Consider the following 21,628-nt stretch of genomic DNA (forward strand, 5'->3'; position numbering starts at 1 on the left):
CCGGGCATGCGCTCGCACAGCCCGTAGCGTTCGCTTCTGTGGACAAATCAGCACTGCCTTCGGCGGTCGTATCGGCTGGACGAGGACTGGTTCGCGGATACGGGACGCTCACCGCACCGTTCCGGGCCGGCCCGGACTTTCTGCTCATCGGCGCCAAGCGTGGCGGGTCCACGTCGCTGTACTTCGCGCTGCTGGAGCACCCGCAGGTGCTGCCCCTGTTCCCGAGCGCGCGGTTGCTGCCCAAGGACAACCACACTAAGGGCGTCCACTACTTCGACACCCACTACGCGAAGGGTGATGTCTGGTACCGGTCGCACTTCCCGGCCACCGCGCGCCGTTCCGGGAGAGCCGTCGGGGAGGGGTCCCCGTACTACCTCTTCCACCCCCTCGCCGCCGAGCGCGCGGCACGCGACGTGCCAGGCACCAAGATCCTGCTGATCCTGCGCGACCCGGTCGAGCGCGCTTTCTCGCACTACCGGGAGCGGCGGCGGCAGGACGCCGAGGAGCTCCACACCTTCGAGGCGGCACTGGCTGCCGAGGACGAGCGGCTCGCGGGTGAGCACGATCGCATCGTCGCCGACCCGTTGTACCAGAGCTACGCGCACGAGCAGCAGTCCTACCGGGCTCAGGGCGAGTACGCACCGCATCTTCGGCGCTGGATGGACCACTTCCCGGCGGAGCAGTTCCACGTGCTCGCCGCGGAGGACTTCTATGCCGACCCGCAGTCGGCCTGTGACGGCGTGGCCCGGTTCCTCGGGCTCGAACCGGCGCCGCTGCCGACGTCGGTGGCCGAGCCGTGGAACGCCGCGCCGAGCAGCAAGCTCGCTTCGACGACGCGCCAGGTGCTCGCCGAGCACTACGCGCCGTTCAACGCAGACCTCGAGACCTTGCTGGGCCGCGAGCTGCCCTGGTCCCGCCCGGACATCACCGGTCACGTCAGCTGAGCACGCGCGGCCCGGTCATCGACCGCAGCTCCGCCGCCAGCCGGGCCGTGAGGGGTGCGTCGTGGTCGTCGCCGGCTCGCCCGGTGACCCGCTCCAGCCAGAACTCCGCGGCCTCGACGTGACCGGGGCCGGGTGCCGTACGGGGTCGTCGGCCGAGGACGGCGGCGCTCGTCACCGCGTGGTAGACCAGGTCGGCACCCGGCGGCGCCCAGGCCGCGTCCTCCCAGTCGATGAGCCAGGGCAGGCCGGGACCGCAGCGCCGGAGGTTCCACGGTGTGAGGTCGCCGTGCATCGGCCGCCAGTGGGCGGGTGTCCCCGGCGGCCGGTGGAGCGCCGGCTCGAGATGCCGCTGCACCTCGGCGACGAGCCGGGGCAGGGCGACCCGGCGTGCAGGTCCGGCCGGTCGGGGCGGCATCGCTTCCATGACCATCCAGTGCCAGCCTGCCGTCTCGCCACGCTCCACCACCCGCGGCAGCCGGAAGGTCTCCGGCCGGCCGTGCACGATGGCCGCGACGGCCTTGTGCTCGCGGTCGAGCTCCGCCGGGTCCTCGCGGAGCTTGAGGAAGCCCACCGGCTTCCCCTCGCGCAGCAGGACGGCGGCCAGGCCGGTGCGAGAGGCCTGCGGGCGCTCGTAGAGGGCGAGGTCGTCGAACGGACCGAGGCGCGCCGCCAGGGCCCGCCAGCGCGCAGGCCCGCCCGGCGGCGCCCAGCTCACCCGGTCGCCCGGGACGACGCGTGGCCCGAGCAGGGCGACTGCGGAGTACCACCCCCACTGCACCGCCAGCGCAGCGGGCTTCGACCGCGTGAACAGGGCCATGCCGGCGAGGGCGCCCCGGCGCGACCCGGCGGGGACCAGAACGTTGCGGGTGCCCATCCGGGGACGGATCAGCGCGTACGGGCCCGCTGGTCCCGGCGGGCCGTCAGGACCGCCCACGCGCGCTCAGCTCGGGCTCCGAGAGGTCGGCGTCGGTCGCCCACCGCGCGGCGTGCCTGCGCCGCGCGAGCGGTTTGGGTCCGGGCACGCTGCCCGCGGCCAGGTCGAACGCGAGCTTCTCGTAGCCGTCGGTGACGTCGTCCCAGTCGTACAGGGCCGCCCGCTCGGCCAGGGCCTGGCCCCGGCCCGCGCAGCCCGCTGGGTCGCTCTCGGCCTCGGTGACGCGCGCGCCGACGTCGTCCACCGTGCGGAAGTACCGGCCGGCACCCCCGAGGACCTCACGGTTGAACGCGACGTCGTACGCGATCGTGGCGGTACCGCCCCCGATCGCGCGGAGCAGCGACGGGTTGGTCCCGCCGACCGAGTGCCCGTGCAGGTACGTGAAGGCGCCCACGTAGAGCTGGTCGAGGAGCCCCTGGTCCCACACACCGCCCAGGAGGCGCACCCTGCTGTCACCCGCCGCGAGCGCCGAGATCCGCTCGGTGTACTCGTGCGCGTAGGGCGCGGAGCCGACGACGACGAGCGGGCGCTCCGCGTCGGTCGCCACGTAGCCTTCGACGATCACGTCGACGTGGTTCTCCGGCTCGAACCGGGCGACCACGAGGTGGTAGCCGCCGGGTGTCAGGCCCAGCTCCGCGAGGCGCTCGTGCCCGACGCCGGTCAGGTCGGGTGCTCCGTACGTGATGAGGCGGCTGTCGGCGGCGTACTCGTCGCGGTAGTAGTCGGCGATGCCCGGCGCGTCCGCGATGAGGGCGTCCGAGAGCCCCACGGCCGCCGTCTCGGCAGCCCGGTAGTACTTCCGGCCGGTCGGCCCCCACTTGGCGCGGCGCCATTCGAGACCGTCGACGTGCGTGGCGACCGGGATGCGCACCGCGCGCAGCACGGGCAGCAACGGCGCATTGGCCGCGTTGAACACGAACGCCACGTCGGTGCGGCGCGCCGCCAGGTGCGCGACGGACAGGGCGGTGTGGCTCAGGGTCTCCAGGGTGCGGCGACGCAGGGCGGGCAGCGTGACGAGCTCCATGCCCAGGTGGTGCGTGAGCGACGGTGCGCCGCTGTCCCGCGTGGCGAGGCCTTCCCGGCAGTAGACCCGTACCCGGTGCCCGCGCGCCGCGAGCCTGGATCCGATCTCCTCCACCGCCGTCTCGAAGCCTCCGTAGCGTGCTGGGACACCCCGTGTGCCGACCATCGCGATGTGCAGAGTTTCCGGGGGCATTCCGGGAGCGTAATCGCCCCAGATGCGCGGAACACCCCCGGGACACCCATTTCACCCCTCTGAGGCACCATTTGTGCGCTGGGGCAAATCCGTTGGGTATAACCTTTTTTAACCCGGGTGCCTCTTGACCGGTGCCAGCCGGACCACAGCCCGCCGGACCACCAGGAGCCGCCCCATCTGCGCCCGGTACCGCTGCACCCCGAACCGCTCCGCCGCGTCCCGTCGGCCGGCCTCCGCGAGCGCGGAGGCTCGCGCCCGGTCGTCGACGAGCGCCGCGACGGCACCGGCGAGGGCTACGGCATCGTCGGGCGGCACGAGCAGGCCTGTCTCTCCGTCGCGGACGATCTCCGCCAGCCCCTGTGTGCGGCTCGCGACCACGGGCCGCCCGGCGAGCATCGCCTGGACCGCCACGTTCCCGAACGGCTCCACCCGCGACGGCACGACGACGACGTCGGCGCGCGCGAACCACGCCCACGGGTCCGCGTACCCCACGAGCTCGACCGCACCGGCCAGGTCGTCCTCGTCGGCCCTGGCCCGGAGCTGGTCCTCGAACCACTCGTAGCCGGCGAACACGGACCCGCACAGCGTCAGCCGCACGTCCCGGCCGGCCCGGCGCAGGCGCGCCACGGCCTCGAGCGCGACATCGGACCCCTTGCGCGGCGACAGGCGCCCGACCAGCACGACGTGCGTCGATCCGGACCCCGGGCCCGCACCACCGTCGGCCACCGGAGACGGTGCCGCGCCGCCCGCACCGGCGTCGGGCCCTGGGGCCGCCGGCGGCCCCGGTACCCCGTTGTAGAAGACCCGGGTCCGCTGTCTGAGCGCCGGGACCGCCGACACGACGACGTCGCGCGCCGCCACCGAGTTCACCACGACGTCGCGCGCGAGCAGCAGCGGAGCCGCCAGGCCGACCCGGACCACCCAGCGCACGTCCGCCTCCGCCTCGTGCACGTGGCACACGGGCGCCACCCCGGCGAGGCGGGCCGCGACCAGCCACGCGGGGATCGTGAGGGTGTTGACCAGGACGGTGTCGGGTCCCAGGCGCCGGATCAGCCGAGTCATCGGTGCGAGGGCGCGCAGCGTGCTGATCCCCAGTGCGGCGATGCCGCGCGGCGTCAGGTGCGCCTTGCGCAGTACCGGCACGTCGAGCGTCTCCACGCGTGCGCCGACGCCGCGCATCCGCTCGGCGAGCGGCCCGTCGCTCGGCAGCAGCACGACGACGTCCGCGCCCGCGTCGAGGCAGCCGACCGCGGTCTCGACCAGCTGGAGGTCGGAGCCGTAGAGGTCCACGGAGGCGTGCGCGAGCAGAACCGTTGTCATGGGCGCCAACTGTGCCAGCCGGGCGCCGGACAGGAGATGTCGGACCGGGTGAACTCCGGCCGACCACACCGCCCGGGTGAAATTTCCTTTCTCCGTCGAAAATGCCCCCTCACCAGGACGAAACCCGCGGGTTACCGGGTGACTTCGACGAGTTCACACCGCGCTGTCCGCAACTTCACCGTACGTTGATCACCAGCCACCGGCGCGATGCCGCTCGGAGAGCACTCGTACAACCCGCCAACGACGCCCTGGGTGCCGCGCGACAGCACGGGTCCGGGCACCAGCCACTCCAGCAGGAACCGAAGGGATCGAGCGTGACCACACACTCGGTTGACGGTGAGCCGCAGCTTCACTTCCCGGTGCGCGACGGCTTCCCGATGAACCATGGTGCTTCGACAGCTACAGATGACGCCGACGTCCGCCCGCTCCGCGTCGCCTCCGCACCGCGTGCCCGGACCGGCTGGCAGGCCGGGTACCGGACACGACTCCGGCTGACGGACGCCACGGTGATCGGGTCGACCCTGATCGCGGCATACGGTCTGCAGCTCGTGCTCGACGGTCCCTCGCGCTGGTCCAGCACCGAGCTGATCATGCATGCGGTCCCCGGCCTGCTGCTCGCGATCGTCTGGCTCGCGGCGCTGAACACGAACCGGGCCTACGACGTGCGTTTCTTCGGCCGCGGCATGTCCGAGTACCAGCGCGTCCTCGACGCCACCTGGAAGTCCTTCAGCCTGATCGTCCTGCTCGCCTGGGTCACCGCCTATGCCGAGGCCCGCACCCTGCTGCTGGTCGCCGCCCCGCTCGGCATGGTGGGTCTCGTGGTGTCACGCTACGTCTGGCGGCAGCACCTGCTGCGCCAGCGCCGGCGCGGCGAGGGCGGCCTGACCATCGTCCTGGCGGTCGGCGGGCGCGAGCAGGCCGCACGGCTGATCCGGCTGCTGAACGGCGCGCCGGAGCAGGAGTTCGTCGTGGCCGGCGTCTGCGTCCCGGCGAGCGGCGTCCGGTCCGGCGAGAGGATCAGCGGCGTCCCGGTCCTCGGCGACCTCGACCACGTCGGGCAGACGGCGCACGAGATGGGGGCCGGCGCGGTCGCGGTGTGCAGCTCGCACGAGGTCACCGCCGACGTCGTGCGGCGGCTGGGCTGGGAGCTCGAGCGGTACGGCGTCGACCTGATGCTCACCGCCGAGCTGGCGGACGTCGCGGTCCCGCGGATCACCGTGTCCCCGGCTCCGGGGATGTCGCTGCTGCACGTGGACACCCCCCGGTTCGAAGGCCCCAAGTTCTCCGTGAAACAGGTCATGGACTGGGGCCTGACCGTCCTGCTGACCGTCCTGGTCGCGCCGACCCTGCTGGTCATCACGCTCGCCGTGGCACTGACCAGCCGGGGTCCGGTGTTCTACCTGTCGCACCGTGTGGGCAGGGGCGGACGCATCTTCCCGATGGTCAAGTTCCGCACCATGTACGTCGGCGCCGACCGGGACGCCGTGTCGCTGGCCGCCGCGAACGAGGCAGCAGGCCCGCTGTTCAAGATGCGTGCCGACCCACGGATCACACGGGTCGGGCGCTTCCTGCGCCGGTACTCGCTCGACGAGCTGCCCCAGCTTCTCAACGTCCTGTGCGGGCACATGAGCCTCGTCGGCCCACGTCCGCCGCTGCCCCACGAGGTGGCGGCCTACGAGGAACGGATGCGGCGCAGGCTGCTCGTCAAGCCCGGAATGACGGGCCTGTGGCAGGTCACGGGCCGGTCCGACCTGTCCTGGGAGGAGTCCGTGCGGCTCGACGTCTACTACGCCGAGAACTGGACGCCGTTCCTCGACCTGCTGATCCTGGCCCAGACGGCCCGCGCCGTGGTCTCCGGCCGCGGCGCCTACTGACCGGTCAGCCGCGCACCAGCCGCATCGGCGTGTGCGGGATCCCGTCCTCCAGGAACTCGCTGCCGTCCGGCTCGAACCCGTGCTTGCCGTACCAGCGCGTCAGCGGGGACTGCGCGTCCAGCACGACGTCGCGGTCGTCGCCGGCGTCGTCGATGTACTTCAGCGCCGCACGCATGAGCTCGTCGGAGTGGCCCTTGCCTCGCGCGCCCTTGACCAGGGCCACGCGGCCGATGCGCCAGGCCCCGCCGTCGTCGAGCACGCGGGCTGTGCCGAGCACGCGGGTCCCGCCGTCGGACACGGAGTCGGGCGCCGCCTCGCCGAGGCCGACGACCAGCACGGTCGTCGGCTCGAGGTCGCGCCCGTCCAGGTCGTCGTACGGGCAGTCCTGCTCGACGACGAACACGTCCTGGCGCAGCTTCCAGACCCCATAGGCGATGGCGACATCGAGCTGGGCGAGCGGGGTGGTGATGATCTGCACGGGGTCGATGCTCGCACGTCTTGGCCGCGCGGAACATATCGCCGGCCGTCTTCCTGCCGTCCGGCGGGCACCGCTCAGCCGACCGGCAGGTACCGCTTCCACCAGTCCAGGATCAGCTCGAAGCGCTGCTGACGGTGCCGCGGCCGCCCGGTGCGGGACAGCTCGTGGTTCTCCCCGGGGAAGACCACCAGCTCGGTCTCGACCCCGTGCCGCTTGAGCGTCGAGTAGTAGCGCTCCGCCTGGGACAACGGGCAGCGCAGGTCGAGCTCGGAGTGCATGACCAGCGTGGGGGTACGCACCTGGTCGGCGACGGCCTGCGGCGACTGCGCGGCCACCTGCTCAGGGGTCTCGCCCACGTACTCGAGGCCGAAGAACGATCCGATGTCGCTGGTCCCGAAGAACCCCTCCGGGTCGAGGAAGCCGCGCTCCACGATCGCGCCGGCGAAGCGGTGGTCGTTGGCGATGGCCCACGCCGTGAGATAGCCGCCGTACGAGCCGCCCAGCACGCCCACGCGGGACCCGTCCAGGCGTCCGTCCGCCGCCACCGCGCCGTCCAGGAAGTCCAGGACGTCGGTCAGGTCGACCGTGCCCATCGCCTGGCGGACGGCGCGGCCGTGGGCCTGCCCGTAGCCCGCCGAGCCGCGCGGATTGCAGTACACGACGGCGTACCCGGCGTCGACCAGCACCTGCGTCTCGTCGAACAGCCCGACACCGTAGGACGCGTAGGGTCCGCCGTGGATCATCAGCAGTGTCGGGTGGTTGCCGGTTCCTTCCGGGACGGCGAGCCAACCATGCACCGCGTACCCGTCACGTCCGGTGACGGTCAGCTCCTTCGGGGTCACGACGCCGGCCGCGCGCAGCGGCGCGGAGAAGTCCGTCCGACGGCGCAGCTCGCCACCTGCCGCCAGGTCCACGACACCCAGGTCGCCATAGCTCCCGGCGTCCGCGTACGACACGGCGAGGGTTGCGCCCCCGACCCCGAACTCGGAGACGACGACGTCGCCGCTGGTCAGCTGGGTCGTGACGCCGTCGTCGGCGACCCGGACCACCTGCTGGGTGCCCCGGTCCGCGAGGGCGAGCAGCACGCCGCCGTCCGCCAGGGGAACGGGCTCCCCGCCGACCTCCTGCGTCTCCGGGTCGGTGAGCCGACGCGGCCCCGGGTCGGCCCACGCGGACAGCACGTACAGCGCGGCGTTGCGGGCCACGAAGTCCTTGCCCTCAGGACCGAGGTCCTGCGCGACCACGTACAGCTCGCCGCCCGGACCGAACGCGATCGCCTGCGGGCCCAGCGTGCCGAGGTCGACGTCGGACCCGCCACCGGCCGGCGCGGCGAGCGGCAGCACGCGCACGATGCCGCGCGCCACCTGCCCAGCGCCCTGCTCGCGCTCGGCGATGACCCCGATCGAGCCGCCGTCCGGCGTGAAGGCGATCCCGCTGTGGTCGACGTCGTCGGTGGTCACGCGCCGCGGCTCCGGCACAGCGGGGCGTGGTTCTGCCTCGCCCTGCGCGGTCGGTGCTGGCTGCACCACCGGCTCGGCGGCGACGTCGGGCACGTCGACGACGAACACGTGCTGCGGCCGGTCACGGTGGTAGCCCAGGCCGTTGCGCGTCCAGCTCCACCCGGTGATGCGACGAGGCGCCTCGGCGCCCGCCGCTATGCCCTCGACCGAGCCGTAACGACCCGGCTCGGGCTCACGGCTCAGGAAGGCGAGGCGCTTGCCGTCCGGCGACCAGCGGAAGTCGCTCACGCCCAGCGTGCGGTCCGTGACCTGCACGGCCTCGCCGCCACCGGTCGGGAGCACCCAGAGCTGCGGCGCGGCCTCGGGCTGGGCGCGCAGGAAGGCGACCAGGGCGCCGTCGGGCGAGATGCGCGGGGCCGTGTCGCGGAAGCCACGGGTCAGGCGGCGGGGCGCCCCGCCGGCCTTGCTGGTCGGGCCTGCCGGGTCCGTCGGGTCCGTCGGCACCCGCCAGAGCTGCCCAACGGTGGCGTCGGCGTCGAGGTCGGGGCGGGTCACCGACACGACGGCCCAGGTGCCGTCCGGATGGACGGTGGGCCGCGAGACGGTACGGATCAGCGGAAGGTCGGTGGCCTGCATGACCTGGACATTACCCGCACCCGATCCTGGGGTGGTCGGTAAAACGTCAGGTGGTCGGCACCCCAGGCTGCCGACCACCTGACGTTTTACCGACCACCCGAGGCCGACCTGCTCAGGTGATGAGGAGGCCGACCACCCAGGCGCCCGACGCGATCAGCGCGCCGACGAGCTGCACGCCGATGGTGATCAAGGTGGCCTGGACGGCTGTCTTGGTGGAGGTCCACGCCACCGACACGTCCTTGTTCCGGGCCCACTCCAGCAGGAAGATCGCGCCGACGAAGAAGAGGAACAGGCCGATCACCGGCACCACGAAGAAGCCGATGATGCCGGCGATGCCGCCGACGGCGAGGGTCTGCCAGGGCACCTTGGCCTTGCGCATGTGCTTGCCCGCGATCACCCACTGCGCCACCTCTGCGATGACGATGACGACCGCCGCGACGCTGAACACGACCCACGCCTCGACGCCGCCGGTCATGATCGCCCACACGAGGATGCCGCCCAGCACGAGGACCGCACCCGGCAACACCTGGACGACGATGCCGATCAGGCCAACCAGGACGGCCACACCGACGAGTACTTCTCCGAGAACGCTCACGGCCGCACCCTAGCGGTCGGGCGATCAGTTCCAGAACACCGCGACCAGGATGTTTACCAAGGTGAGGCCGAGCACGGAGCCCTTGAGGCCCGGCGAGACGTCCTCGCCCTTGCGGACGGCGAGCACAGCCAGCACGGCGACGGCGAGCGCGACGACCAGCTTGACGCCGATCTTGGCCATGTCCAGCTCGCCACCGCCGAAGGGCCCGGCCATCTCAGCGATGCCGACCATGATGATGCCAGCGGCGGCGGCACCCATGGCGCCGTGTGAAACACCCTTGTAGAGCGCCTTGGTGCGCAGCGACGCGATCGAACCGCCGAACACGAGCGCCCAGCTCGCGAAGTGCAGGAACACGAAGACGTTGTAGAGGAACTCCATGCCCGGATGCTATATGGCGGGATGGTGCGGAAGGCGCCGGATCGGCGTGGTTCACCTCACCACCCGAACCTGGTGCTGATCTACGCGCCGCCTTGCAGGTCGGCGGTCGCCACCTGCGATCACCCATCGAAATTCGACGCCGTACCTGGATCACGCGACCGTCCACGACCCGAGGACACCGGGAGCAGCAGTAGAACCCGGACCAGCTCGCACCATGCGAACCGCACCATGCGTGTCATAGGCGAAATTCGTGGACCAAGCGCATCCGTTCTTGCTGGCGCGCGGGCGTCCGCTGCGACTCGCCCGCGAGACGGACGGCGCAGGGAACACACGCAGGGAACACACCAAGAGCACCCGGCTTAACGCCGAGGGCTCTTGGTGCGATCTACGACTCGTTCGGGGACGACTTCCCCTCCAGTTCACGTCGCCTCAGGAGGAGTTCGAGAGGAACCCAGACGACTAACGTAATTCCGAGATAGATCAGGATCGCACCAATTGCGTCCGATCTTGCCGAGCCGTCCGTGAATACGTCACTGGCAAGCATCCCCAGAAGGAATGTCCAGATCGGAAGAAAGCGCCAGCTCCAACGAGTCAGGATCACATCGCCCTTCTTAGTAGCACTTCGCCTGAACCAGCAGAGGCGGGATATTGGGGAGCGGGTAGGTGTACCGGAACTCCCAACGCGCACACCTGTCCAACTGGCTGTTGTTGTAGTCCGCGACTGTAACGTAGATCGCCGTGGCGATCACCAGGCCAGCCGGACCCGCCAGGCTGAACAGGGCGATCGCGGTGGCGGCCGACCCGTTGTTGATCGCCTTCGCCGCCGCCTTCGACATGCGGACGTAGATGAACTTGCCGAAGGTGACACCCTTCGTCGATATCTCGCCGTTACCCTCGGCCGGGAGTGGCCCGTACCCGATACCCAGGTTCGGGCTGTTGGCGATCGCGGCCTCAATCTCGGCCTCGGTGAATCCCTGGCGCTCAAGCTCTACGAACGTGATAACGCCCGCCTGCTGCTGCGCCGGGGCCTTTTCTGCCGCCGATGCGACGGTCGCGCCGGTACCGAACAGCGTAGCCGTGACGAGGACGCCGACAATGGCGCGCATGACGCGTGTGTACAAGTTTACTCCCCTTGGTTCGTGACCATTAATGAGCCGTTCTTGGCTCATCGATGACCATGCCAGAGGCGTGCGAAAATTCCATCAAAGTAGGACAAGTGTGATGTTCGTTACATACGGCTGCGGATCCTGCCGAGATCGACCATGGCGCCTCGGAGTGCCCGCCGACTGACTGACCGGAGTGCCGCACGCCGCTGGGTGACCGCCATGCCAGCGGCATCGGCAGGCAGCCGCCCGGCACTGCTGCGGCCCGCCAGGGCGAACATCACCGAACCCCACTAAATCGATGGGGTAACACATAGGCGCTGTCGATGCGAGCGATAGGCATCCACTATGTGGACGTGGCCTTCCGCCCGTCACCAACCGGGGTTAACGTCTTCGCCATGACCAAGGCAGCGCGCATCTTCCTCGTGACCACCCGTCACGCGATGCCCATGTGCGCCATGCCGACCGGTGCCTGCGACTGCTGTCGCAGCTGTCAGCCCTGACGCGCTCCCTCGCCCCTGCAAGGTCAGCGCGCGCCGCCGGCCCGCAGCGCTGAGTCCCTGGTCATCCCGGGAACCGGCTTCCTGTGCCCGCACGACGCGCACAACTCCCCCAGCTCCAGCTCCACGCCCGCGCGCCTCGCACGAACAGGACCCCACACATGGTCAACACTGCCCCTGCCCGGACCGAGACCCCGACCAAGACCGCGAAGCGTCCGGCCCGCCCGAACGGCCAGTGGAAGGTCGACGGCCCCGCACCGCTGAACCACAACGAGGAGTTCAAGGCGGAGTCCGACCCGCTGGAGGTCCGCGACCGCATCGAGCGGATCTACGCCAAGGAAGGTTTCGACTCCATCCCCGGCGACGACCTGCACGGGCGTTTCCGCTGGTGGGGCCTCTACACGCAGCGCAAGCCCGGGATCGACGGCGGTAAGACCGCCACGCTCGAGCCGCACGAGCTCGAGGACAAGTACTTCATGCTGCGCGTCCGGATCGACGGCGGGGCGCTCAGCACCGAGCAGCTGCGGGTCATCGCGGGCATCAGCACCGAGTTCGGCCGCGACTCCGCGGACATCACCGACCGGCAGAACATCCAGCTCCACTGGATCGAGGTCGAGGCGATGCCAGAGATCTGGCGACGCCTCGAAGCCGTGGGGCTGAGCACCACGGAGGCCTGCGGCGACGTACCGCGTGTCATCCTCGGCAGCCCGGTCGCGGGGGTCGCGAAGGACGAGCTCATCGACCCGACGCCGGTGATCGAGGAGATCCAGAAGCGCTTCATCGGGGACCCTGCACTGGCGAACCTCCCCCGCAAGTTCAAGACGGCGATCACCGGCCACCCGAGCCTCGACGTCGTGCACGAGATCAACGACGTCTCGTTCGTCGGCGTCGAGCACCCCGAGCGCGGTATCGGCTACGACGTGTGGGTGGGCGGCGCCCTGGCGACGACGCCGCGCTTCGCGGAGCGCCTCGGTGCGTTCGTCTCGGCCGAGGAGGCGCCGGAGGTCTGGCACGGCGTCGTCAGCATCTTCCGCGACTACGGCTACCGCCGGCTGCGCAACAAGGCCCGCCTGAAGTTCCTGCTCGCCGACTGGGGCGTCGAGAAGTTCCGCGAGGTGCTCGAGACCGAGTACCTGGGCTACCGGATGACCGACGGCGACGCCCCGCCCACACCTGCCGAGCTGGGCCTGGCCGAGCGCGGCGACCACATCGGCGTCCACGAGCAGCACGACGGGCGGTTCTACGTGGGCGCAGCGCCGACCGTCGGCCGGGTCGCCGGCGAGAACCTGGCGCGGCTCGCCGACGTCGCAGAGGCGCACGGCAGCCGCCGGGTCCGGCTGACACCGCTGCAGAAGGTGCTGGTCCTCGGCGTCACGCAGGACCAGGTCGAGCCGCTCATCGCCGACCTGGACGAGCTCGGCCTGCACGCCCGGCCGAGCCTGTTCCGCCGGAACACGATCGCCTGCACGGGCATCGAGTACTGCAAGCTCGCGATCGTGGAGACCAAGGCCACATCGGCCGAGGCGATCACGCAGCTCGAGGAGCGGCTCGGGGACCTCAAGGACCTCAAGCCACTGACCTTGCACGTCAACGGCTGCCCCAACTCCTGCGCGCGCATCCAGACGGCGGACATCGGCCTCAAGGGTCAGCTCGTGATGGACGACGACGGCAACCAGGTGCCCGGCTTCCAGGTGCACCTCGGTGGCGGGCTCGCCTCTGTGGAGCGGGACGACGCCGGGCTCGGCCGCACGGTGCGTGGCCTCAAGGTGACGGCCGACGGGATCGGTGACTACGTGGAGCGCGTGGTGCGCCGGTACGACGCCGACCACGACGGCGCGGAGACGTTCGCACAGTGGGCGCACCGCGCCGACGAGGAGGCCTTGCGATGACCACGGTGGAAGCGGCACCGACCTCCTCTCTCTCGCTCTCCGGGCACGGCGCGGTCGTGAACCCGCGCCTTGCGCGCGTGCGCGCCCGCGCCGCCGCCCGCGAGAGCATCCGTGCCATGCGACCGGCCGCGCGGGCCAAGCGCCGCCGTCGGACCCCCGAGGAGCTGCGCGCCGTGGTGGAGCGCGGGCAGGCCCAGCTGAACGCCTGCGCGGACTCGCCGGAGGCGGACGCGCAGGCGGTCATCGCATGGGCCGTGCGTGAGTTCGGGCCGTACCTGGCGGTGGCCTCCTCGATGCAGGACACCGTGCTGTCGCACCTCGTGGCCGAGCAGTTCCCGTTCGTGGACGTGCTGTTCGGCGACACGGGCTACCACTTCGCCGAGACGCTGGGCACGCGCGGCGCCGTGGAGATCGAGCTCGACGTCAACGTCGTGGACGTGCGCCCCGAGCTGACCGTGGCCGAGCAGGACGCCGCGTACGGGCCAAGGCTGCACGACCGCGACCCCGAGGCCTGCTGCGCCATGCGCAAGGTCGCGCCGATGCAGAAGGCGCTGGAGAACTACGAGGCGTGGGCCACCGGCGTGCGCCGCGAGGAGACCGCCGCACGCGCCAACGCGCCGCTCGTGAGCTGGGACGAGCGCAACGGCGTGGTGAAGATCAACCCGATCGCCGCGTGGACCGACGACCAGGTCGCCGACTACGCCGACCGGCACGGCCTCGTCGTGAACCCGCTGCTCGCCGACGGCTACCCGTCGGTCGGCTGCGAGCCGTGCACCGCGCGGCCGCTGCCGGGCGAGGACGCGCGCTCCGGCCGGTGGGCCGGTCGCGACAAGGACGAGTGCGGTCTTCATGTCTGACATCTATCCGCTCGGGCTGAAGGTCACCGGCCGGCTCGTCGTCGTGGTCGGCGGCGGACCCGTCGCCGCGCGCCGCGTCCGCTCGCTCGTCGAGGCTCGGGCGCGCGTCCGCCTCGTCGCACCGCACTCCGTGCTCGCCGAGTCCGGGATGCCCGTCGCCTCCGAGACTCCCGAGCCCACCGACGGCCCCGGTCCGGCCGAGGTCGAGTGGGTCCGGCGGGACTACCGCGCGGGCGACCTCGACGGGGCGTGGCTCGTGCACACGGCCACGGGTTCGGCCGCGGTCGACCGCCAGGTGTCCGACGACGCCGAGCGCGCCCGGGTCTTCTGCGTCACCGCCGGCGACGCCTCGGTGGGCAGCGCGTGGGTTCCCGCGGTGGCCCGCACCACCCTGACCGACGACGCCGAGGTGACCGTCTCGGTGACCGCCGGCCGCGACCCGCGGCGTGCGCGGGCGGTCCGGGACGCGGTGGCGGCCCAGCTCCAGTCGGGCCGGCTGCCGCTGCGCCGCCACCGGCCCAAGCTGCCGGACGGCGGCCTCGGTCGCGTCTGGCTCGTCGGCGGCGGCCCCGGCGACACGGGCCTCATCACGGCGCGCGGCCGCTCGGTCCTCGCGCAGGCCGACGTCGTGATCGTCGACCGGCTCGGTCCGCGCGCCCTGCTGGACGAGCTCTCCCCCGACGTCGAGATCGTCGACGTCGGCAAGACCAGCGGCAACCACCCGGTACCGCAGCACGAGATCAACGCCCTGCTGATCCAGCACGCCCAGGCGGGGAGCGACGTCGTCCGCCTGAAGGGCGGGGACCCGTACGTGCTGGGCCGCGGCGGCGAGGAGCTCTCGGCCTGCCGGGCGGCGGGCATCGAGGTCGAGGTGGTGCCTGGCGTGACCAGCGCCGTGTCCGTACCCGCGGCGGCCGGCATCCCGGTCACCCACCGCGGCGTCGCGCGCGGCTTCAGCGTCCTGACCGGTCACGACGGCGCCGCCGAGGTGCCCGGCGGCGCCGACCACACGCTCGTGCTGCTCATGGGCGTCACCCGCCTGGCCGACACGGCCGAGGCGCTCGTCACCGCTGACCGCCCCGCCGACACCCCGGCCGCGGTGATCGAGGACGGCTACGGGCCCGGGCAGCGCGTCACCGTCGGCACGCTGGCGACCATCGCGGACCGCGCGGCCGAGGTCGGCGTCAAGCCGCCCGCGGTGATCGTGGTCGGCGCGGTGGTCCGCCTCTCCCCGGCCTGGCCCCACCAAGCTCGTTGAGTGCTGGGTAGCTGTCGGCGCGAAGGCCATCAACCCGACAGCTACCCGGCACTCAACGGATCTCCTGCGGGTGAATTCAGCTCGCCAGTACAGGAAAAGGCCCTGTTCCCCTTTCGCCATAGGTCGAGTTCCGGTATGCATGCAAAGGCCGCCACATTCCCGCGGCCTTCTGCCCTGCCGAAACGCCATCAATGTTGACGGCCTGATCTGGGAGAACGCATGAGAAAACAGACACGACGTGCGCTTCGGTGCACGGTGGCCGCGATGCCTGTCGTCGCGCTCACCGTCGCCGGGCTCGCCGCGACCGGAGGTGCGACGACGGCGTCGGCCACCGACAGCAGTGCGTCCGCCGTCGAGAGGTCCGAGCAGTACATCAACTATGCCGATGTCGCGGCCCAGCCCGAGCTCGACGACGACGTCGAGATCACGCCCGACGGCCGCACCATCGTCCATGAGGCCGAGGGCCAGACGGGCGTCAGCGTCGACGCTTCCGTCCAGGCCGCCTCGGACGAGCTCGACAAGAAGTTCACCGGCGGCAACCCGGCGGCGGCGGAACAGCTGGCCAGGCTCGAGAGCCAGGCCATCCGCACGGGCAAGAGCCCGAAGGAGATCAAGGACTCTCGCTACAAGAGTGCGCCCAGGACCCAGGAGGCTCGCCTCCTGACCATCCTCGTCGAGTTCGAGGAGAACGCCGGCGACGACTTCACCGACCAGATGGTGCCCACCTTCTGGGGCTCGTCGGAATGCATGCCGGGTAACGTCCAGAACGGCCCGCTGCACAACAACATCCCGAATCCTGCCGAGGCCTCGCAGCCCGACAACAACACGATGTGGGTCGAGGACTTCTCGTCGGAGCACTTCGACAAGATGCTCTTCACGGACGAGGGCATCACCGAGCGTGTCCGCCCCGACCTCACCGGGCCTGACGGTCGGCCGGGCATCGACATCTCCGGCTACACCATGAAGAACATGTACGAGGAGATGTCGCGCAACGCCTACACCGTGACCGGCTCGGCGACCCCCTGGGTGAAGGTGCCGCACTCCGAAGCCTGGTACGGCGCGCAGCGCTGCTTCCTCAACGACGAGGGCGAGTGGGAGGCCGGGGCCTACCAGACCATGAACGGGCACCCGGACAACCCCAGCGGTCCCGGGCAGCTCCCGATCGACGCCGTGGCGAAGCTCGCCGAGATGCAGCCTGACTTCCCCTGGGCGGACTACGACATCGAGGACCAGGCCGACCGGGACGGGGACGGCGACGTCAACGAGCCGGACGGTGTGATCGACCACGTGGTGCTCGTCCACGCGGGTGAGGACAAGTCCGGCGGCGGCGGCGAGCAGGGCACGTACGCCATCTGGGCCCACTCGTCGAACGTTCCCGGCGGTGCGCCCATCCCGGGCACCGATCTGAGGCTGTCCAACTACATCGTGCAGCCGGAGGACTCCGGCGTGGGCGTGTTCGCCCACGAGTACGGCCACGACCTCGGCCTGCCCGACCTGTACGACACCGCCAGCGGCGGCGACTCCGACGTGGACTTCTGGGACCTGATGAGCTCGGGGTCGCACGCCGGTCCCATCTTCCAGTCGATGCCCACGCACATGGGGATCTGGGACAAGTGGGTGCTCGGCTGGGTGGACCCCGTCGAGGTGAACCCGGGCGACGACAAGCTGGCCGTCAAGGTCGGCCAGGCCTCCCGCCCGCACCGAGGAACCCAGGACGGCGTCAAGATCAACCTGCCGGACAAGCGCATCGAGCTCGGCGAGCCCCACAGCGGTGAGGCCATGTGGTACACCGGATCGGACCAGAGCTGGGCCGACGTCCGCCTGCACCGCACCCTGGACGTTCCCACCGACGCCACCTTCTCGTTCTGGGCCGACTACATGATCGAGGCCGACTGGGACTACGGCTTCGTCGAGGTCTCCACCGACGGTGGCACCACCTGGGACGAGCAGAAGGTCTTCGACGACGCGGGCGCCGAGGTCACCACACCGGACGGGTATGCCGACCCGAACGGCCGCATGGCCGACTACGGCACCAAGAAGTACGGCCTCACCGGCACCACCGAGGGCTGGGCCCACCTGAACGTGGACCTGTCCGCGTTCGCAGGACAGACCGTCCAGCTGCGTCTGCGCTATGCCAGCGACGCCGCGTTCGAGGACCGTGGCTGGTTCTCCGACGACTTCGAGCTCACGAGCGGGAGCGAGGTCGTGTGGAGCGACGACGTGGAGTCGGGTGCGGCCGGCTGGACCCCCGAGGTCTCGACCTTCACGGACACCACGGGCAACGGCTGGCACATCTACTCGGGCTCGTCCGTCCAGGAGCACTTCTACCTGGTCGAGTGGCGCAACCTCGACGGGTTCGACAAGGGGCTGAAGTACGCGTACGACACCACGTACGCGGCTCCGCAGACCGACGCGTGGAAGGTGGAGAAGCTCGCCTACAACGCGCCGGGCATGCTTGTCTGGTACCGGGACACGACCTTCGGCCGCCAGAACCACGTCCTGAACAACCTCTCCGAGCTGCCGAGCACCGGAGCGAAGGGCGGCCTGCTGCTGGTGGACAGCCACTTCGACCCGCTGCGTCGCGACGACTCGGCGACGCCGGACACGACGGCGCTGAAGAACGTTCCGTCCCGTGCACAGTCCTCGAACGTGGCGTTCGGCCTCCGGCCGACGTACCCGTTCACCGAGTGCATCACGGGTGCGGACACCACCGTGGAGTTCTGCACGGACTTCGAGGCACAGGCGCCGGTGCGCACGTTCACCGACGACGCGGGCTGGTACCCCGGGATCGAGCTCAACAACGGTGGCCTGTTCTACCGCGACAACGACGCATCGACCGTGGTGCCGTCCGTCGACAGCTCGCCCTACACGGTGCGGATGGTCGACGAGCAGGGAGCGCTCCTGCCGGACGAGTTCGGGCAGGACTTCGGCATCGGTGCCATCACCGGCACCGGGAACCCGGCGGACGACGGCGTCGGCTACGGCACCGTGATCCACCTCAAGAAGGCGTTCAAGGGCAACACCTCAGCCCTGATCAAGATCACGCCGCCCCTCTCAGGGCAGTGATCCACACCGCCGGGCAGGCAGCACCGCTGTCCGCACGGCAGTAGCCACAGAAGTAGGCACAGAAGTAGTCACAGGACAGGGCGGGGCCACCAGCCAGGTGGTCCCGCCCTCTGCCATGTCCCGGTGCGGTGCCCATGTTCCGGTGCGGTGGCCGACCCCCTCCGGGAACGCATCAAGCGCTCAACGGATCTCTTCCGCTCGCGCGAGGACGTAGCGGAGCAGGTCGACGTCGGCCGTCGGCACCGCGATGCTCCAGGCCCCGGACCGTGAGGCACCTTCGAGCTGCGCGTACGCCGACCTCTCGAACGCCCCGCGCGTGGGCGGCTGCGTCCCGAACAGCCGGTGCGGTGCCGCACCCAGCACCGACTCCAGCGACTCCACGGACGCGGCGTCCAGCCCGACCCTGAGCGAGACCCGACGGACCTTGCGTTCCATCAGGTATGCGACCACCAGGACGGCGCCGCCGCCCGTGACGGTCGCCAGGTCCTGGGCCGGGGTCGGCCGACGGTCGGCGGCCCGGAAGAGGTCGTCGAGTGCCGTCCTGGAGCCCGCACTGCGCCGCACGGCCGAGGCGACGTGCGATCCGCGTGCACGAGCACCGGCCCACCGGCTCTCGCGGACGCTCAGCACGAGCCACTCGGCCGTCGCGGCGATCGTCAGGGCACCCGCCGCGATCCGCAGGACGAAGTTCATGGGATCCCACGAGTTCGACGCGTTCGCGTAGGTGCTCACCATCCAGATGATGGCGGCGACCACGGCGATCATGAGGCTGACTGGTCGGCTGGTCCGCATGGAGGTCGGTTTCTTCGTCTCGGTCGGTCGGGCCGGCCGTCGCCTGCTCGGTACCAGCAGCGCCATCCCGCCGAGACCCTGCACGACGAGTGCACCCCGCTGGGGGCACAGAGCGTACCAATGCCGACCGCGCGGTCGAACCGACTTCACCTGCCCTACCTGCCGAGTGGTCAGAGGAGGCGGCGCGCCACCGCCCAGCGGGTCAGCTCGTAGCGGGACGACAGCTGCAGCTTGCGCAGCACCGCGCTCACGTGGGTCTCCACGGTCTTGATCGAGATGAACAGCTCGCTCGCGACCTCCCGGTAGGAGTAGCCGCGGGCGATGAGGCGCATGACCTCCTGCTCGCGCTTCGAGAGGCGGTCGAGCTCGTCGTCGGCCACGGCTATGTCGTTCGCGGACGCGCCGAACGCGTCCAGCACGAACCCGGCCAGCCGTGGCGAGAAGACGGCGTCGCCGCCGGCCACCTGCACCACCGCCGACGACAGGTCTGCCGGCGCGATGTTCTTCGTGACGTAGCCGCGAGCACCTGCCCGGATGACGGCGACGACGTCCTCCGCGGCGTCGGACACGGAGAGGGCAAGGAATCGCACGCCATCGGCGAGCAGGTCGGCGCAGCGCTGCACCACCTCGGCGCCGCCGCCGCCGTTGCCGCCGGGCAGGTGCACGTCGAGCAGCACGACGGGCGGACGGAGCTCGTGCACCTGTGCTACGGCGGTGTCGACGTCGGCCGCCTCGCCCACCACGGTCACCCGGTTGTCCAGGGAGGCCCGCACACCGGTGCGGAACAGGTGGTGGTCGTCCACGAGCACCACGGGGACCGGGATGGTCACGGTGCCCTGCGTGCTGCCCGACGGCGTCGCGTGGGTTGTCATCTCGTCGCACCTTCCACAGTGGTGGGTGCAGTGCCGGGGGCCGTCGTGGCCCGCGCTCTGCCGTTCTTCTCGGTCTTCTTCTCGCCGTTCGCGGGCTTGTCCAGCGGCATCCGGAGCCGCACCTCGGTGCCCCAGCCTGGCCGGCTCACGACCTCAGCGGTGCCGCCGCGACGGCGAACCCGGCCGAGGATCGACTCGCGGACGCCGAACCGGTCCTGCGCGATCTCGTCGAGGTCGAACCCGTCCCCGCGGTCGCGGACGAACACCTCGGCCACCGCGTCGGTGACCTCAAGGTATACGGAGACGGGCGGTGCGCCGTGCTTGAAGGCGTTGAGCAGTGCCTCGCGGGCTGCCTGGAGCAGCGCCGACGTGCACTCGGTGGGCCGGGCGTCGCCCACCACGACGGTCTCGACGGTGAGCGGGGCCACGGCGTCCTCGATCTCGGCGACCAGCTCCTTGAGCTCTGCTGCCACCGAGGTGCCGGGTTCCTGCCGGTCGTCGTAGAGCCAGCCGCGCAGCTCGCGCTCCTGGGCGCGGGCCATGCGGGACACCGCCTCGGGGTCGGACGCCTGCGCGCGGATCAGGGCGAGGGTCTGGAGCACGGAGTCGTGCAGGTGGGCGGCAATGTCGGCGCGCTCGGACTCGCGTGCGTGGGCGGCGCGCTCGTCGCCGAGCTGGCGTACCAGCCGGAACCACCACGGCAGCGAGACGAGCGCGATGCCCGCGACCATGGCGACGGACGCGACGGTGGCCTGCATCAGCACGCTCACGGGGGTGTCCTGGCCCACCAGCATCAGGACGCCGAGCATGGTGAGCACGACGCCGCCGGCGAGGCGGAGCAGCGCGGTGCGCGAGCGCAGGCCGGTGCTGGTGCCGTCCACCCACCGGTCCCGCTCGGTGGCGTCGATCTGGCTCCAGGCCAGGGCGACCCCGCCGAGGCCGATGAGGGCGGGCAGCACCCAGGACGCGACCGGGTCCCAACCCGCGCGGAACGCGAGCATCAGCGCCGCGCTCGAGAGCAGGACCACGCCGATCCAGATGTCGCGGACCGCGAGGCGGGACACCGGCCCGGAGAGCCGCACCCGGTCGGCGAGCGATCTCGTCCGTTCCGCGGCGCCCGCGTCGGCGTCGGCGTCGGTCGTCAGTCGGGGGGCGAGCCGCCGGCGGTCGGCGGGCAGGACGTCGTCAGCCACGGTGGGGGCGCCCGCAGGGACGGTGATCCACCAGAAGATGTAGGCCACCAGGCCGGCTCCGGCGAACCAGACGAAGATGAGGAACGCGACCCGGACCAGCCACACGGGCACGCCGAGGTGGGCCGCGAGACCGGCGGCGACACCCGCTACCCAGCGGTCGCTGTATCCCGGTCCCGCCGCGGCGGGCCGGCGGAAGGTGAGTCTCTGGTTCACACCCCGATCGTCACATGCCCAGGGCCCCCTGAACACGCCTGTGCCCGGAT

At 71.1% G+C, this 21,628-nt stretch carries 17 protein-coding genes; 6 read left to right on the top strand and 11 right to left on the bottom strand.

Going from position 1 to position 21,628, the window contains the following annotated elements:
* Window positions 1-38: 38 nt before the first annotated feature.
* Window positions 39-944, top strand: a complete 906-nt coding sequence (locus APR04_RS07380) for a sulfotransferase domain-containing protein (RefSeq protein ID WP_253869012.1) — start codon at window positions 39-41, stop codon at window positions 942-944.
* Here the strand turns inward: APR04_RS07380 and APR04_RS30980 are convergent.
* From APR04_RS30980 to APR04_RS07395, 3 genes are all read right to left on the bottom strand, one after another.
* Entirely contained in the window at window positions 937-1,878 is a 942-nt protein-coding gene (locus APR04_RS30980) for a phosphotransferase (RefSeq protein ID WP_253869014.1), read from the bottom strand. The two genes, APR04_RS07380 and APR04_RS30980, sit on opposite strands and share 8 nt — an antisense overlap.
* Entirely contained in the window at window positions 1,865-3,094 is a 1,230-nt protein-coding gene (locus APR04_RS07390; RefSeq protein WP_253869017.1) for a DUF1972 domain-containing protein, read from the bottom strand. Before APR04_RS07390 ends, APR04_RS30980 begins: the two co-directional genes overlap by 14 nt.
* 108 nt (window positions 3,095-3,202) lie before the next feature.
* Window positions 3,203-4,414, bottom strand: coding sequence for a glycosyltransferase family 4 protein (locus APR04_RS07395; RefSeq protein ID WP_253869020.1), 1,212 nt, complete (start codon window positions 4,412-4,414; stop codon window positions 3,203-3,205).
* 314 nt (window positions 4,415-4,728) lie between these two features.
* Here APR04_RS07395 and APR04_RS07400 point away from each other — a divergent pair, with 314 nt between their 5' ends.
* Window positions 4,729-6,288, top strand: a complete 1,560-nt coding sequence (locus tag APR04_RS07400) for a sugar transferase (RefSeq protein ID WP_253869022.1) — start codon at window positions 4,729-4,731, stop codon at window positions 6,286-6,288.
* 4 nt (window positions 6,289-6,292) lie between these two features.
* Here APR04_RS07400 and APR04_RS07405 read toward each other — a convergent pair whose 3' ends face one another.
* From APR04_RS07405 to APR04_RS07425, 5 genes are all read right to left on the bottom strand, one after another.
* Window positions 6,293-6,766 carry a GNAT family N-acetyltransferase gene (locus APR04_RS07405; protein WP_253869024.1) on the bottom strand — a complete coding sequence of 158 codons (474 nt, stop codon included), beginning with the start codon at window positions 6,764-6,766 and terminating at the stop codon, window positions 6,293-6,295.
* Between the two features lie 74 nt (window positions 6,767-6,840).
* Window positions 6,841-8,862: a S9 family peptidase gene (locus APR04_RS07410; RefSeq protein ID WP_253869027.1), complete on the bottom strand. Its 2,022-nt coding sequence runs from the start codon at window positions 8,860-8,862 to the stop codon at window positions 6,841-6,843.
* Window positions 8,863-8,974: 112 nt separating this feature from the next.
* Window positions 8,975-9,457, bottom strand: a complete 483-nt coding sequence (locus APR04_RS07415) for a DUF456 domain-containing protein (RefSeq protein WP_253869031.1) — start codon at window positions 9,455-9,457, stop codon at window positions 8,975-8,977.
* A gap of 24 nt (window positions 9,458-9,481) precedes the next feature.
* The gene (locus APR04_RS07420) at window positions 9,482-9,835 is read right to left on the bottom strand and encodes a hypothetical protein (RefSeq protein WP_253869033.1); all 354 of its coding nucleotides are present in this window, start codon (window positions 9,833-9,835) and stop codon (window positions 9,482-9,484) included.
* Window positions 9,836-10,446: 611 nt separating this feature from the next.
* The gene (locus APR04_RS07425; protein WP_253869036.1) at window positions 10,447-10,941 is read right to left on the bottom strand and encodes a hypothetical protein; all 495 of its coding nucleotides are present in this window, start codon (window positions 10,939-10,941) and stop codon (window positions 10,447-10,449) included.
* A 658-nt stretch (window positions 10,942-11,599) separates the two neighbouring features.
* Between APR04_RS07425 and APR04_RS07430 the strand changes: the two genes are divergently transcribed.
* The 4 genes from APR04_RS07430 (at window position 11,600) to APR04_RS07445 (ending at window position 18,508) form a co-directional block, all read left to right on the top strand.
* The gene (locus APR04_RS07430; protein ID WP_253869039.1) at window positions 11,600-13,327 is read left to right on the top strand and encodes a nitrite/sulfite reductase; all 1,728 of its coding nucleotides are present in this window, start codon (window positions 11,600-11,602) and stop codon (window positions 13,325-13,327) included.
* Window positions 13,324-14,184 (top strand): phosphoadenylyl-sulfate reductase, encoded by an 861-nt coding sequence (locus tag APR04_RS07435; protein WP_253869041.1) that lies wholly within the window; start codon window positions 13,324-13,326, stop codon window positions 14,182-14,184. The genes APR04_RS07430 and APR04_RS07435 overlap by 4 nt, the downstream gene beginning before the upstream one ends.
* Entirely contained in the window at window positions 14,177-15,442 is a 1,266-nt protein-coding gene (gene cobA / locus APR04_RS07440) for a uroporphyrinogen-III C-methyltransferase (protein WP_253869044.1), read from the top strand. The genes APR04_RS07435 and cobA overlap by 8 nt, the downstream gene beginning before the upstream one ends.
* A gap of 264 nt (window positions 15,443-15,706) precedes the next feature.
* Complete coding sequence (locus APR04_RS07445) at window positions 15,707-18,508, top strand: immune inhibitor A domain-containing protein (RefSeq protein ID WP_253869047.1); 2,802 nt, start codon at window positions 15,707-15,709, stop codon at window positions 18,506-18,508.
* Window positions 18,509-18,688: 180 nt separating this feature from the next.
* On the opposite strand, the gene APR04_RS07450 is transcribed toward APR04_RS07445, so the two are convergent.
* From APR04_RS07450 to APR04_RS07460, 3 genes are all read right to left on the bottom strand, one after another.
* On the bottom strand, window positions 18,689-19,300 hold the full coding sequence (locus APR04_RS07450) for a hypothetical protein (protein ID WP_253869050.1): 612 nt from the start codon (window positions 19,298-19,300) through the stop codon (window positions 18,689-18,691).
* A gap of 170 nt (window positions 19,301-19,470) precedes the next feature.
* Complete coding sequence (locus APR04_RS07455) at window positions 19,471-20,172, bottom strand: LuxR C-terminal-related transcriptional regulator (protein WP_253869051.1); 702 nt, start codon at window positions 20,170-20,172, stop codon at window positions 19,471-19,473.
* Window positions 20,169-21,578, bottom strand: coding sequence for an ATP-binding protein (locus tag APR04_RS07460; protein WP_253869052.1), 1,410 nt, complete (start codon window positions 21,576-21,578; stop codon window positions 20,169-20,171). The genes APR04_RS07455 and APR04_RS07460 overlap by 4 nt, the downstream gene beginning before the upstream one ends.
* Window positions 21,579-21,628 lie beyond the last annotated feature (50 nt).

Source organism: Promicromonospora umidemergens (assembly GCF_024171995.1).
GTDB classification, from domain to species: domain Bacteria; phylum Actinomycetota; class Actinomycetes; order Actinomycetales; family Cellulomonadaceae; genus Promicromonospora; species Promicromonospora umidemergens.

Excerpts from the sequence above, each read along its gene's own strand:
- APR04_RS07390 (WP_253869017.1), bottom strand. The coding sequence starts at position 3,094 with ATGCCCCCGGAAACTCTGCACATCGCGATGGTCGGCACACGGGGTGTC.
- APR04_RS07395 (WP_253869020.1), bottom strand. The coding sequence starts at position 4,414 with ATGACAACGGTTCTGCTCGCGCACGCCTCCGTGGACCTCTACGGCTCC.
- APR04_RS07410 (WP_253869027.1), bottom strand. The coding sequence starts at position 8,862 with ATGCAGGCCACCGACCTTCCGCTGATCCGTACCGTCTCGCGGCCCACC.
- APR04_RS07420 (WP_253869033.1), bottom strand. The coding sequence starts at position 9,835 with ATGGAGTTCCTCTACAACGTCTTCGTGTTCCTGCACTTCGCGAGCTGG.
- APR04_RS07425 (WP_253869036.1), bottom strand. The coding sequence starts at position 10,941 with ATGCGCGCCATTGTCGGCGTCCTCGTCACGGCTACGCTGTTCGGTACC.
- APR04_RS07430 (WP_253869039.1), top strand. The coding sequence starts at position 11,600 with ATGGTCAACACTGCCCCTGCCCGGACCGAGACCCCGACCAAGACCGCG.
- APR04_RS07435 (WP_253869041.1), top strand. The coding sequence starts at position 13,324 with ATGACCACGGTGGAAGCGGCACCGACCTCCTCTCTCTCGCTCTCCGGG.
- cobA (WP_253869044.1), top strand. The coding sequence starts at position 14,177 with ATGTCTGACATCTATCCGCTCGGGCTGAAGGTCACCGGCCGGCTCGTC.
- APR04_RS07445 (WP_253869047.1), top strand. The coding sequence starts at position 15,707 with ATGCCTGTCGTCGCGCTCACCGTCGCCGGGCTCGCCGCGACCGGAGGT.
- APR04_RS07450 (WP_253869050.1), bottom strand. The coding sequence starts at position 19,300 with ATGCGGACCAGCCGACCAGTCAGCCTCATGATCGCCGTGGTCGCCGCC.
- APR04_RS07455 (WP_253869051.1), bottom strand. The coding sequence starts at position 20,172 with ATGACAACCCACGCGACGCCGTCGGGCAGCACGCAGGGCACCGTGACC.